Origin of the sequence: Lysinibacillus telephonicus, assembly GCF_003966145.1 — a bacterium.
Taxonomy (GTDB): domain Bacteria; phylum Bacillota; class Bacilli; order Bacillales_A; family Planococcaceae; genus Ureibacillus; species Ureibacillus telephonicus.
In genome coordinates this window covers 1-14,133 of sequence record NZ_RXNR01000008.1, presented here as the reverse complement: position 1 = coordinate 14,133, position 14,133 = coordinate 1, and the positions used below count along the sequence as shown (strand labels likewise).

10 protein-coding genes and 1 pseudogene are annotated in these 14,133 nt (G+C 34.9%); 2 read left to right on the top strand and 9 right to left on the bottom strand.

Annotated features, from left to right (window positions below; all coding sequences use genetic code 11):
• Window positions 1-50 precede the first annotated feature (50 nt).
• From EKG35_RS04040 to xylF, 6 genes are all read right to left on the bottom strand, one after another.
• Window positions 51-1,046 carry a Gfo/Idh/MocA family protein gene (locus EKG35_RS04040; protein WP_126293043.1) on the bottom strand — a complete coding sequence of 332 codons (996 nt, stop codon included), beginning with the start codon at window positions 1,044-1,046 and terminating at the stop codon, window positions 51-53.
• A 36-nt stretch (window positions 1,047-1,082) separates the two neighbouring features.
• Entirely contained in the window at window positions 1,083-2,582 is a 1,500-nt protein-coding gene (gene xylB, locus EKG35_RS04035; RefSeq protein ID WP_126293042.1) for a xylulokinase, read from the bottom strand.
• Window positions 2,583-2,903: 321 nt separating this feature from the next.
• Complete coding sequence (gene xylA / locus EKG35_RS04030) at window positions 2,904-4,226, bottom strand: xylose isomerase (protein WP_126293041.1); 1,323 nt, start codon at window positions 4,224-4,226, stop codon at window positions 2,904-2,906.
• Window positions 4,227-4,280: 54 nt separating this feature from the next.
• Window positions 4,281-5,447, bottom strand: a complete 1,167-nt coding sequence (locus EKG35_RS04025; RefSeq protein WP_246020165.1) for a sugar ABC transporter permease — start codon at window positions 5,445-5,447, stop codon at window positions 4,281-4,283.
• A complete protein-coding gene (locus EKG35_RS04020; protein WP_126293040.1) occupies window positions 5,422-6,963 on the bottom strand; it encodes a xylose ABC transporter ATP-binding protein in 1,542 nt (513 codons plus the stop codon). Before EKG35_RS04020 ends, EKG35_RS04025 begins: the two co-directional genes overlap by 26 nt.
• A 92-nt stretch (window positions 6,964-7,055) precedes the next feature.
• Window positions 7,056-8,159 carry a D-xylose ABC transporter substrate-binding protein gene (gene xylF / locus EKG35_RS04015; protein WP_126293039.1) on the bottom strand — a complete coding sequence of 368 codons (1,104 nt, stop codon included), beginning with the start codon at window positions 8,157-8,159 and terminating at the stop codon, window positions 7,056-7,058.
• A gap of 163 nt (window positions 8,160-8,322) precedes the next feature.
• Here xylF and EKG35_RS04010 point away from each other — a divergent pair, with 163 nt between their 5' ends.
• Window positions 8,323-9,465, top strand: a complete 1,143-nt coding sequence (locus tag EKG35_RS04010; RefSeq protein ID WP_246020163.1) for an ROK family transcriptional regulator — start codon at window positions 8,323-8,325, stop codon at window positions 9,463-9,465.
• Window positions 9,466-9,642: 177 nt separating this feature from the next.
• Here EKG35_RS04010 and EKG35_RS04005 read toward each other — a convergent pair whose 3' ends face one another.
• The 3 genes from EKG35_RS04005 to EKG35_RS03995 form a co-directional block, all read right to left on the bottom strand.
• Window positions 9,643-10,518, bottom strand: a complete 876-nt coding sequence (locus tag EKG35_RS04005) for an AraC family transcriptional regulator (protein WP_126293037.1) — start codon at window positions 10,516-10,518, stop codon at window positions 9,643-9,645.
• 195 nt (window positions 10,519-10,713) lie between these two features.
• Complete coding sequence (locus EKG35_RS04000) at window positions 10,714-11,595, bottom strand: helix-turn-helix transcriptional regulator (protein WP_126293036.1); 882 nt, start codon at window positions 11,593-11,595, stop codon at window positions 10,714-10,716.
• A gap of 456 nt (window positions 11,596-12,051) precedes the next feature.
• On the bottom strand, window positions 12,052-13,020 hold the full coding sequence (locus EKG35_RS03995; RefSeq protein ID WP_126293035.1) for a tRNA dihydrouridine synthase: 969 nt from the start codon (window positions 13,018-13,020) through the stop codon (window positions 12,052-12,054).
• A 379-nt stretch (window positions 13,021-13,399) separates the two neighbouring features.
• Between EKG35_RS03995 and EKG35_RS21195 the strand changes: the two are divergent.
• A pseudogene (locus tag EKG35_RS21195) lies at window positions 13,400-14,011 on the top strand (YdcF family protein); the annotation flags it as partial.
• Window positions 14,012-14,133 lie beyond the last annotated feature (122 nt).

Sequence of the window (14,133 nt, the reverse complement as noted above, 5' to 3'; positions counted from 1 at the left end):
AAATTCTCTTCTCTCTACAAAAGGGCTTACTTGAAACCATGTATATATAATTACCGTTTAACATTCACACTCTGTCCTGTTTTAATTGATTCATAAAAAGCATTTATGACTCGCATATTATTTACTGCAGATTCGCCGGAATAAGAGGGCTGAAAATCCTCTAAAATAGCTTGTGAAAAGTGTTCAACTTCTAAACAATATATATCACCATAAAATATTTCTTCTCTTAATTTATTTCCAATTTTAACAATGACATGACCTCCCCCTCCATTTCTATCTGGTCGGAAGGCATAAGGTACTTTAATCGATCCTTGTGTCCCAATGATTTCGTATTCATTTCGTTCAACCATATCAAAGCTACAATCAACTAGGGCTGTAACACCATTCTCAAGTTCCATATATGCAAATGCCGAAGTATCAACATTTGTGTCCCTATCAATTTTTGCATATACATGTACTTTAATAGGTTCTGTTTGTAGGACGCTGCGAATTGCATGTATAGAATAACAGCCTACATCATATACACTTCCGCCGCCCATATCTTTATTCATTCGAATATCTCCATCTCTATCTTGAAAATAAAATGAATGACTTGATCGTATCATTTTTACCTCACCAATCTCACCTGAAGAAATAATTTCTTTCACTCGTGCATGTTGAGGATGAAACTGATACATAAATGCTTCCATAAATTTAACATTATATTCCTTGCAAATTTGCACCATTTCATGAGCCTCTTCAGCAGTCAAAGAGACTGGTTTCTCACAAAGTACGTGTTTGCCCTGTTTTGCTGCTTTAAAAACCCATTCTTTATGTAAATGGTTTGGAAGTGGTATATAAACAGCATCGATATTCTCATCTTCAAGAAGTTCATCATAATTCTCATATGCTTTTGGGATGTTTAAATCTAATGCAACTTGGTACACCTTGCTCCCTCTACTAGCAATTGCGATTACTTCTGCATTCTTTGCACGAAAAATTGCTGGAATTAATTCTGTTTGTGCAATATTTGCCGTACTTAAAATTCCCCAACGAATTTTATTCACTTTATAGCCTCCTAATTATTTAAATATTGGAAAAATTTATTTTCTAAAGGCTTGTAAGGATTCATTTAATTCTGTGGTTTGTTCGTATACTTGCTTATAAATTGCAAAAAGTTTTTTATATTTCTCAGCATTTTCCTTTATAGGCTCATATGTTTTAACCTCTTCGATAAATACATCTGCACACTCTTGCAGCGATTCAAACCATCCGCTCCCAACAGCTGCAAGCATTGCGGCTCCAACGCCTGGACCTTGTTCACTTGAAAGTTTTACAATGTTTGCATTAAATATATCTGCCTGCATTTGCAGCCATTCTTCATTTTTTGCTCCCCCACCAATGGAAACAATTTTCTCTATTGTTTTACCGTTTTCTCTGAAAATATGAATAGTTTCATAAAGTGAGAAGGTAATCCCCTCTAATACAGAACGGACAAAGTGCTTTCTCGTATGAGCTCCATCCATTCCAATAAAACTTCCGCGAATAACCGAATCAGCATGTGGTGTTCGTTCTCCAACTAAATAAGGTGTAAAGATTAATCCATTTGCTCCAATTGGAATTTCGTCAACTCCAGCAAGTAAATCCTCAAAGGTTTCATTCTCGGCAAAAACATCCTTAAACCAACTTAAACTATAACCTGCTGCTAATGTAACGCCCATTGTATAAAATGCATTCTCTTTTCCGTGATTAAAGTAATGGACTTTCCCTTGAAAGTCTCGATCCTTATTTTCTTCGTAAGATAGAATAACCCCAGAAGTACCAATACTACAAAGAGTTTTCCCCTCTGATAAAATCCCAGATCCAATTGCTCCACAGGCATTATCAGCACCGCCTGCAAATACTTTTGTCTCTTTGGAAAGCCCTGTTTCCATTGCAAATGAAGTTTTTATTGTGCCTACACAATCATGGGATTCTATAAGTGGTGGACATAGTGAATAATCAATTCCTGTTAATTCACATATTTCTTTGCTCCACTTTTTCTCACTAACATTTAATAATAATGTGCCGGCAGCATCGGAATATTCACTATGAATATTACCTGTCATCTGAAAACGCAAATAATCTTTCGGCAGCATAAACACAGAAGCTTTTTTAAAAATATCGCTTTCGTGTTCCTTTACCCATAAAAGCTTTGGTAATGTGAATCCTTCCAATGCTGGATTTCTCGTAATAGAAAGCAGCTTTTCTTTCCCTACGATTTCATAAATTTCCTCGCATTGTTTAGTAGTTCTTGTATCATTCCATAAAATTGCAGGACGCAGAACTTCACAATTTTCATCTAATAAAACGAGCCCGTGCATTTGTCCAGAAAAACTTATCCCTTCAATGTTATCAACATTATCGTCAAACTTTTTGACTAGTTCAGATAATGCCTCTTTTGTTTTTTCTACCCAATGAGATGGATTTTGCTCACTGTAACCCGATTTTTCCTGAATAAGTGGATATGATTTTGAAATCTCCATACACACTTCGCCGTTTTGATTCATCAGTAGTACTTTTACAGCACTTGTTCCTAAATCAATACCAATTACATATTTCATTTGTCCACCTCATTTTATATCAATCGCGAATTAGTTAACCAACATCCAGTCTATAGGATCGTGGTAGGTCAGCAAGTTGCTAAACGCAGAATCAGTATTTATTTCTCACCTTAGAGGTAATAAACAAAAAGATATACCAGAACTACTAGAGGATGCTCAAATTATCTAGTAGTAATAGCATTTTCATAGACAGCTTCTCCTTTAGTCCCCAAGTATATTATCTACTATGGTCAGTAGGATTTCGCTTCATTGAACTTTACTTTCCTCTTTGAACAAAACACTATTATAATTTCACTCTGGTATATCTAAATTCTTGTTAAATTACTCTGAAAGAACTGTTAATAAATATTGATTAACTATCGATTTTAGACGTTCTGTTCTGCCAGATGTGTTTTTAATTTCATCTAATTGCAGCGCATACTCCTCTAATTTATGAAAATCAGTATTTCCTTCTACGATGTCTTTGCCAATTCCATAAGAATAACTACTATAACGCTCTTCAATAAAGTTTTCTAAAACTTTATCATCAAGTAATTTTTGGGCAACTTTCAATCCTATTGCAAAGCTATCCATCCCTGCAATATGTGCATGGAAAAGATCTTCTTGCTCAAATGATCCTCTACGAACTTTTGCATCAAAGTTTAATCCACCACGGCCAAGTCCACCATTTTGTAAAATTTCATACATTGCTAGAGTAGTAGAATATAAATCTGTTGGAAATTCATCAGTATCCCATCCAAGTAAAGGATCTCCTTGGTTTGCATCAACAGATCCCAACATTCCATTAATACGGGCAACACGCAGTTCATGCTCAAAAGTATGGCCAGCTAATGTCGCATGATTTGCCTCAATATTGAACTTAAAGTAATCTTGTAGATTATAATTTTGTAAAAATGCTAATCCCGTAGCTACATCAAAATCATATTGATGTTTTGTTGGTTCTTTTGGCTTCGGCTCAATTAAAAATTGCCCTGTAAAGCCTATTTCTTTTGCATAATCAATTGCCATATGGAAAAAGCGTCCAAGATTATCTTGTTCAAGTTTCATGTCGGTATTCAACAACGTTTCATAACCTTCACGTCCACCCCAAAAAACATAGTTTTCAGCGCCTAATTCTTTTGCTATTTCTAATCCTTTTTTTACTTTAGCAGCGGAATACGCAAACACATCTGCGTTAACGGCTGTGGCAGCTCCATGAACAAAGCGTGGATGTGAGAACATATTCGCTGTATTCCAAAGCAATTTAGTTTTACTAGTTTTCATATATTCCTTAATCATTGTTACAATTTCATCCAAATTTTGATTTGTTTCTTTTAGATTATCGCCTTCAGGGGCTATATCAATATCATGGAAGCAAAAGAATGGGACGTTCAATTTTTCAAAGAATTCAAATGCAGCTTCAACTCGTGCCTTTGCAAGGTCCATTCCCGTAAACTTATCCCAAGAACGAATCATGTTTCCATTGCCAAATGGATCCGATCCATCCATTGTAAATGTATGCCAATAGGCCACACCAAAACGGAGAATTTCCTCCATCGATTTACCTGCAACTATTTCTTCTGGATTATAATATTTAAACGCCAACGGATTTGTTGATTTATGTCCTTCAAATTTAATATGGTTTACATTTTCAAAATAAGCCATTTAATCGCCTCCTATTATCGTAGGAAAAAATTATATTTTCCTATTAATTATGATTTACTTCTTACTTGAAATATCAATCCATACAGCTACGATAAGTATTAAACCTTTAACAATATATTGCCAAAAAGCTTCAATATTCATCATACTCATACCATTATCAATACTAGCCATAATTAGAGCACCAATTAGTGCCCCAACAATTTTCCCTTTACCACCTACTAGGCTTGTTCCACCGATCACACACGCAGCAATTGCATCCAGCTCGTAGTTACTACCAGCACTAACTGTTGCAGCATTAAGTCTACTTGTTAATAAAACACCTGCTACTCCAGCAAGAGCACCCATTGTAGTGAATACCCACAACACATTACGTTTAATGTTTATACCAGAAAGTGCTGCAGCTTCTTCATTTCCACCAATTGCATAAACATAGCGCCCAAACGCTGTATTATTTGAGATAAAGATAAAAATAACCGCTAATAATGCTACAATTAAAATCGGAACTGGAATTCCAAGATATCTGTTTAATAGATAAGTAGCTAATAAAATAAAGAAGGAATAAATTGCTACCTTGCCATAATCAAACATTGGAGCAGAAAGCAATAGTCCCATACTCTTTCTTTTCGAACGTTTTCTCACTGTCCCAAAAACAAGTAAAGCAATACATACTACAGCAAGAATGTAACCTGGAATATATGGGAAATAGCTTGTTCCAATTAATTTAAAACTTTCATCTAGATTGGAAATCGTTTGACCATTCGTTATTCCAATTAAGATTCCTCGGAAAATAAGCATTCCACCAAGTGTCACGATGAAAGCTGGAACCGCTCGGTAAGCAACCCACCAGCCTTGCCATAATCCAAATATTGCTCCAACTACAATTGCAGCAATTACAGTTAAAACTGTATTCCAGCCATACCAAACTTGTAATATCGCTGCAGCGCCACCAGCTAATCCAACTAATGAACCAACTGATAAATCAATATGTCCTGCAACAATTACAAGTGTCATTCCTATTGCAAGTACAGCGATTATTGACATTTGGGTAAATAAATTAGAGAGGTTTCGAGAGGATAGAAATTCACCGCCCGTAAAAATTCCAAATATGACTGCAATCAAAACTAATGCGATAATAAGCATATACGATTGAAGATCAACCTTAAAACTTAAACCTCTATTAGATTGAGTTGCTTCATCAGCTGTTGACAAGTGATTGCTCACGTTTCTTCCCTCCTGTTGCACACGTCATAATATTCTCTTGTGTAGCCTCATCTCTTAAAAATTCTCCTGTAATTGTTCCTTGTGACATGACAATTATCCGATCAGACATTCCTAAAACTTCTGGCAATTCCGACGATATGATAACAATACCAACACCTTGACTGGCAAGTTCATTAATAATCTTATAAATCTCATACTTTGCACCTACATCAATTCCTCTTGTTGGTTCGTCGAGAATTAAAATTTTCGGATTATTCATTAACCATTTACTAAGAACAACCTTTTGTTGATTCCCCCCGCTTAATTGGCCAACCTTTGCCTCTAAACTTGGGGCTTTCAATTTCACTTTATCTGTTATGACACTAACACTTTTTATTTCTAGTGCTTGGTCAATTACTTTCAACTTCATCACTTTATTTAAAGCAGTTAGAGTTGTATTTTTCGTGATGTCCATTCCTAAAACAAGACCATAGCGCTTACGATCCTCGGAAACATATGCTAATCCTTCTTTAATCGCATCTGCTGGTTTTTTAATATTTGTTTCCTTGCCATCAATATAAACTGTCCCAAACTTCTTTCCTTTAAATCCACCAAACAAGCTTATAAATAATTCCGATCTTCCTGCACCCATTAACCCAGAAAAACCAAGTATTTCCCCTTTTTTGAGTGTAAAGGAAACATTATTTATAACTTTTTTCCCCGTTTCATCAACTGTAGAATAATTCTTCACTTCTAAAACATTTTCATCACTAATCTCTCGTTGTTCATATGGGAAGAGCTCAGTTAGCTCACGGCCTACCATCTTCGTAATAATTTTATCCTCAGTTAATTCTTCGATTGGATCCGTACTAATTGTTTGACCATCCCTTAGAATAGTTACTGTATCCGCTAGAGTCATAACTTCACCAAGTTTATGGGATATGTAAATACAGGTAACCCCTTTAGACCGTAAATCATTTAAAAGGTTTATTAAGATTTCTACATCACTTTCAGTTAATGCTGCAGTTGGTTCATCTAAAATTAATATTTCTATTTCCTTTGTTAATGCTTTGGCAATCTCTATTAATTGTTGCTTTCCAACCGTTAAATCGCCAACCTTTGTTTGCGGATCTATATTTAGCCCAATATGGTCTAACCATTTTTGAGCTTCTACATAAATTTTGTTCCAATTAATTACTTTTGCCCTCATTAAGTCATGACTTAAAAACAAGTTTTCTGCAACCGTCATTTCTTCAACTAATGCAAGCTCCTGGTAAATAATCGCTATACCTGCATCTTGTGATTCTTTAATTGATTTAAACTGAACCTTTTGCCCATTAACCAAGATTTGCCCATCATAAGTTCCGTGGGGATAAACTCCACTTAATATTTTCATTAAAGTTGATTTCCCTGCACCATTTTCCCCGCATAAAGCATGAATCTCTCCTTTACGTACAGAAAATGTAACGTTATCTAAGGCACGTACACCTGGAAACTCTTTTATAATTCCTTGCATTTGTAGTGCATATTCTCCCATTTTGACTAACACCACCTAATAGAAAGGTAAATTGCTTAGCAAATTAGGGGGAACATTATCCCCCCATAGATTGCTTTCAGCTTTTTAAATCATTATGGACGTGCTGGACGATCAGCTTCTGGAACATTTTTATAAACATCATCATAAGAATGGAACCCATCTGCGATTACTGTATCAATTAGGTTTTCTTTGCCTACTTTAATAGGATCTAATTTTACGAAAGGTACATCAACTTTTCCGTTATTAACCGTTGAATCGCCTGCAATCTTCTCGCCTTTAGCTAACTGAACTGCTACTTCAGCACTTTTTGTTGCGATGGCTTTAATAGGTTTATATACAGTCATTGTTTGAGTTCCTTCTGCAATACGCTGAACACCGGCTAAGTCAGCATCTTGGCCTGAAATTGCTACCTTACCTGCTAAACCTTGAGCAGCAAGTGCTTGAATAGCTCCTCCCGCTGTACTATCGTTAGATGCTACTACTGCATCGATATCATTGTTATTAGCTGTTAATGCATTTTCCATGATTTTCAATGCTTCGTTTGCGTCCCATCCTTTCGCCCACTGATCACCAACAATTTCAATATCTCCACTATCTACTAGCGGCTGAATAATATTCATTTGGCCTTCTCTAAACATCTTGGCATTATTATCTGTTGGTGAACCACCCATTAGGAAATACTTTCCTGCAGGAACTTGTTCTACTAAATATTCTGCCTGCATTTCACCAACTCTAACATTATCGAATGATACATACGCATCAATCTCAGCACCATTAATTAATCGATCATATGCTAAAACAGGAATCCCTTCACTTTTTGCCTGCTCAACAACTGTTGATAGTGCATCTGAATTAATCGCTATAATTACTAAAGCATCGATATCTTGCGAAAGCATGTTTTGAATTTGTGATAATTGTTCTGCCTCATCACCATTTGCGGATTGAACTAATACTTCAGCACCTAATTCTTCTGCTTTCTCTACAAAGAAGTCACGGTCATGTTGCCAACGTTCTAATGTTAAATCTGAAACAGAAAGTCCAATTTTCAGTGAATCATCAGATGCTTCCTGATTTGCATTTTCCGCATCATTGTTACCGCTTTCATTTGTTGTATTAGCATCCTGCCCACAAGCTCCTAATACAAAAAGAGTAATTAAAGCAAAAACCCCTACAAGAAACCCCTTACAATTTTTCATAAACATCATCCCCTTTTGAATATTCAGAAAATTAACTTCAAAAAGATTTTACCACCACAAACTTAGTTTGTCTACCCAATAAACTAAGTTTTGTAGTATAGTATAAACTAAGATGAAATGAAATGAGGGAGAACTATTGACATATAATTCATGGAATCAACATGTGGTAAAAAAGAAAAATAAAGAATTAGTTCTTAGAACGATTACGTCACTAGCACCTTTATCCCGAGCAGATATTGCTCAAAATTCTGGTTTAAATAAAGCCACTGTTTCTTCATTAGTGAATGAACTTATTGACGAAGAATTTATTTATGAATCTGGACCAGGCGAATCTAGTGGAGGCAGACGACCTGTTATGCTGTTGTTTAATGAACGTGCCGGCTACTCGATAGGTATTGACATTGGTGTAAACTATATTCTGGGTGTAGTAACAGATTTAATGGGAAATATAATATTTGAAAAAAATATAACAGTTAGAAACCTTTCATTTAAAGAACATATTTCACTGGTTAAGGAAACAATTCATATACTTATTCAAAATACACCTCAAAGCAGATATGGTGTTATAGGTATTGGAATTGGTGTTCCAGGTATTGTTGATAAAAGCGGAAAAGTGCTTCATGCTCCAAATCTAAATTGGAAAGATGTTAATTTGAAAGAAATAATTGAACAGGAATTTGATTATCCAATAACGATTGAAAATGAAGCAAATGCTGGTGCATACGGAGAAATGCGATTTGGTGTTGGTCAAGATTGTACTAATATCTTATATGTAAGTAATGGTATTGGAATTGGTTTAGGAATTATACTAAACGGCGAATTGTATCGTGGAATAAATGGTTATGCGGGTGAAAGCGGCCATATGGTTATAGTTGCAAATGGAGAAAAGTGCACCTGTGGAAATTTAGGTTGTTGGGAAGCTTATGCATCGGAACATGCATTGCTAAAAAATGCAGAAAATTGCGGAATTTCCTCAACCCCCACATTAGAAGAGTTAATTCAAAAAGCCGAAGAAAAGAATACTGATACTATTGAACTTTTTCAAGATATAGGCTTCTATATTGGAACAGGTGTTAGTAATTTAATCAAGACTTTCAATCCACAAAAAATTATTATCGGAAATAGACTAGCAATGGCAAAGCATTTATTGGAAAAGCCAATTGTAGATTCTGTAAGGAAACAGGCCTTAATATACCACCAAGCAGACATAATAGATTTTTCTAAACTCTCTACACACTCAACAGCACTTGGAGTTTCTGCATTTGCGGTTGAAGATTTCCTCCATATAAGTGATCAAATTGATTAGAATACATCTTTTTTTGATTTTGAAAAAGAGCTGTCCTATAAGGAAGCAAGTGAAGAAAAACGAATAGTTCTTCTCCACTTGCTTTTTGATTTTCTCTGAAATATAGGTGTCAGTTACTTAAGGGAGCGGAGCCGCGAGCAAATAGAATAATTCGAACTCTTTAGCAACTCGAATTCCTTAAATATCTTGCTGTCTTTTATTAATAGGTATCCATATCTCACTATAATAATCCTCTGAGGAAGGATCAGCATTACTTGGGTATACCTCAATCTCTGGTCCACCAGCATGCTCATATCCAGTTGATGGAAACCATTCCGAAAAGATTCTATCCCACACCTTTGGCATTGCATCAGGCATTGCGCCATGAACCGGAAAAACGGCCCAAGTTGCAGAAGGAATCTGCCTTTCTTCCCAATTAGATGGAATATGCTCAATATTTTTTTCAACGCCGATTAAGTAGGTTAAATTTTCATGTTGTTTGTCATAGTCCATGCAAACTCCAATTAACCCAAGAGGTCCACAGTTTTTAGCAAGCTCTGAAACTAATCCATTCTGATTCGATTCAACCCAGAAAGCATCAATTCTTCGGTTGTTCTCTCCCCCAATTGTTGTTGTACGTATGCTTTTTCCTACAACATTAAAAGCAGACTTTTCTACAATTTTATAATCCATTTCAACATCACCCTTTAATTGAATTTGAAAGGAGAGTTTTGGATAAGCCTTCAAGAATTGACTATTTTTCTTAGCTTCTGACGGACTAATGCCTTGAATTTTTCGAAATGCCTTTGTAAAAGATTCAGGACTTTCATAGCCATATTTGAACGCAACATCAATAACCTTAGAATTAGAATTAATCAGTTCCTGAGCAGCTACTGTAATACGGCGATTTCTAATATATTCACTTACTGTATATCCCGTTAGCATATTGAACATGCGTTGAAAGTGAAACTTAGACATACAGGCAATATAAGCAATATCCTCAATCAAAAGGTTATTGTCTAAATTCCTTTCTATATACTCTAAGCTATCTAGCATTCGTTGAAGTCCCTCCATGTTATATCTCTCCTTTCTACATTCAATGTACCAACAACTGTTTGGTTATTCCTGCTAATCTGTGCTCATTTATGACAGGTTTCATCTTTCATTAAAACTTTTTATAAGGTTTATAAATTTTTTAAGAACATGCAGGCTTCAAATTCATAATTAAATACGTGTCATTGATGCCATATCCAAACATATTATTTTCTCCTACTCTTCAAAAGTTAAGTTGGTAGGCTCATCTAAAAGGTCATCAGAAAAATCTATGTTGGTTGTTGGTGTTTGTTTATCAACTTCCTCAAATTTAAGTTCATCAATCCATACTTGCCCATTTCCTGAAAGCAAAACACCAAAGGCAATTACTACACTATTTTTAGGTACATCTAAAACAATATGATAATAATTCCACTCATTACTCCCTACAATTTGACGGTCACTCATATTATCAAATTGCAATACATCCCCAAGTGCATCATCTACACGCATCCAAAATCCACAGAATCCATCCACATCTTTTGACTTAATAAAACCAGAAAGTTTTATCCTTTTACCAAGATACTTTTCCGCCTTGAATTGTTGCATCATTGTTGCAAATTCACCATGGGATTGGACATTAACAGATTTAAGGAATCCAGATGCTTTTCCTTTATGGAAATTTTCTCTATCAATTCCCATCTGATAATTAAACGGATGACTACCGCTTAATTTCCATCCTTTTAATAACTTCTCATTTTCCAATATGATTTCCTCCCTTTGTAAAGTTAATTTGCCGATAATTTTTCGGTATTGTCCTGGTGGTAAATTATAATATTTCTTAAATGTACGAGTAAAAGATTCCTGTGTTTCAAAGCGATAATAGAAAGCAATATCTATTATCTTTTCATTTGTATAGAGGAGCATATTAGCTGAATTGGCAATTCTCCGATATCGAATATATTCAGCTAAAGTTACACCAACCTCCTTTTGAAAAATACGATGATAATGATACTTTGAAAATCCGACAAACTGAGCAATACTTTCTAAGGATAGTTCTTCATGCAAGTTTTTCTCTATATACTCAATCGTTTTTTGTATGATGGGACTGTAACTCATTGTCTGAACCTCCTTACAAAAAAGATAACAAAAAAAGCAAGATCTTTTTTGACTTATATTGCTATGTTTGGCCTCATATTAATGAAAATAGTAGCGTGGCAAATTAGTGCTTTGAAGTGAGGGTTCTATATTTACTCCATACTAGAAAACTTTTATGCTTGAAAAAGTAAAAATTTTTTATAAGGAATTTTGGATATTTTTAGGATGAGGTTTATAGGAACCTCTTACTTTTTCGCTCGAAAGGTAGTAGGGAATGATTTTCTGTATTAAAAAAGATGGGATTGTAGTTCCCATCTTTTTATTCTTAAACTTATTCACAGCCTTATCCACATATTATACACAATTATATAGAAGGCAGTGTTATTAATCCTTTACGCTGTTAACTCCAACTACTGCCTGAGTTGATTGGATTCATTTTCTTTAATTTTTTGAGCTACCTTATCTTACTATCCAGCATCAATCAATATTGTTTGCTTCAAAATTATCAAGCAATGCACGTACTTCATCTGTTGATTTTGTATTCATCAATTGGTTTCTTAGTTCACCTGCACCGCGGAATCCTTTGACATATATTTTGAAGAAACGATGAAGCCCTGTGACTGGACGTGGCAATTCTTCTTTATATTGATCATGAAGATTAAGCTGCAATCTTAAAAGGTCCAAGTACTCTTTACTGCTATGCTCTTTTGGCTCTTTTTCAAAGGCAAACGGATTTTTGAAAATGCCGCGCCCAATCATCACACCATCTACACCATATTTCTCAACAAGCTCAAGACCAGTCTGACGATCAGGAATATCTCCGTTGATTGTAAGCAAGGTATTTGGGGCCACTTCATCACGCAGCTTTTTGATTTCCGGAATCAGCTCCCAATGCGCATCTACAGCACTCATTTCTTTTCTTGTCCGTAAATGAATAGAAAGATTCGCGATATCTTGTTTTAAAATATGGGTTAGCCATTCCTTCCATTCGTCTATTTCGGTATAGCCAAGTCTTGTTTTCACACTTACTGGCAGTCCACCCGCTTTTGCTGCTTGAATAATTTCAGCAGCTACATCTGGTCGAAGAATCAGGCCACTTCCCTTTCCTCTAGATGCAACATTTGGTACAGGACAACCCATATTAATATCGATGCCTTTAAATCCTAACTCTGCCATGCCAATACTCATTTGACGGAAATATTCGGGCTTATCCCCCCATATATGTGCAACGATTGGCTGTTCGTCTTCTGTAAAAATTAAACGCCCGCGCACACTTTTCATACCTTCTGGATGACAATAACTCTCCGTGTTTGTAAACTCCGTAAAAAATACATCCGGTCTACCAGCTTTAGCTACCACATGACGAAATACAACATCCGTTACATCTTCCATTGGTGCAAGTACAAAAAATGGCCGCGGTAAATCACGCCAAAAATTATCTATCATTTCAAACTCAAATCCTCTCATTATACTTCAAGGGACGCTGACACACAGTCAAATAATCATCCAAAAATTAAAAATATGTTTAATCATTTATTATTAGTTTATAATAAATACCCAAACCACCCTTAATCTAACAAGGTATGGATATACGACATTTTCAATAAATGTCTGTGGTTTAAATAATAAGTCATTATTATAGTATAACCTAGCTTTTTTAATTTATCTTCAAACAGTTTTTTCTTCAACTAAATTTTTATATGGAAGAAGATGTCATTTGTATTCACTTTAATAAGTTAACCTTTTAACCTTTATAGAAATTAAAAAATAAACCATATTATTTCATGTATAATAAACTGGCTGAATTTTAAAGTAGAGGTGTAACATGCTCGTCATTCTTGGAATTATTACTTTTGTTTCTCTTATTATTTTCCTTGCTTCATATTTAACAGATCCTAGAAGATTATTAAATGGGTTTCTATTTAACACATTTTTTTGTCTTTTTATTGCATTTTGCATTTATTTAGCATTCAGCACCGATATTGTCATTTTGAAGATAATCACTATTGTTCCGGTTCTTATTCTGTTGCTTTCAATTTCAACATTTGGTTTATTTGCTCTATGTGTTGGATTATTTTTAAATGCACGAATCTTAATGAAAAAAGAAAGCCGACGCTTTGCCAACAGTTTATCGTTAATTTTGGCTATCTTTCTTCTGTTATTATTTCTACTTCGAATAATAAATCTTAAGCAATTTTTGCCTATGTATTTTGAACCTTTATACGGTGGTTCCTATTTAATCATCGTTTATTTCTTTCTACACTTAACAAATTTTTTAACCGCTTATTTGTTATATCAATTTAACAGACCTAAATATAACCAAGATTTTATTATTGTTCTTGGTAGTGGATTGATTAAAGATAAAGTGCCACCTCTTTTGGCCAGTCGAATTAATAAAGCAATTGATTTTTATTGGAAACAAAGTACAGTAGCTTCCCTATAAATGTCAACTATATAATGTACATTTTCGTTCGTTTAAGAATGTACATTTTTGATTCCCCCAACCACTGGGATGGGGGAAGTATTCTTTAAAAGGGTGGTATGCCAAGCTGATTTTGT

Coding starts and splice junctions, on each gene's coding strand:
- EKG35_RS04000 (WP_126293036.1), bottom strand. CDS start 11,595: ATGAGTTACAGTCCCATCATACAAAAAACGATTGAGTATATAGAGAAA.
- xylA (WP_126293041.1), bottom strand. CDS start 4,226: ATGGCTTATTTTGAAAATGTAAACCATATTAAATTTGAAGGACATAAA.
- xylF (WP_126293039.1), bottom strand. CDS start 8,159: ATGAAAAATTGTAAGGGGTTTCTTGTAGGGGTTTTTGCTTTAATTACT.
- EKG35_RS04005 (WP_126293037.1), bottom strand. CDS start 10,518: ATGGAGGGACTTCAACGAATGCTAGATAGCTTAGAGTATATAGAAAGG.
- EKG35_RS03995 (WP_126293035.1), bottom strand. CDS start 13,020: ATGATAGATAATTTTTGGCGTGATTTACCGCGGCCATTTTTTGTACTT.
- xylB (WP_126293042.1), bottom strand. CDS start 2,582: ATGAAATATGTAATTGGTATTGATTTAGGAACAAGTGCTGTAAAAGTA.
- EKG35_RS04020 (WP_126293040.1), bottom strand. CDS start 6,963: ATGGGAGAATATGCACTACAAATGCAAGGAATTATAAAAGAGTTTCCA.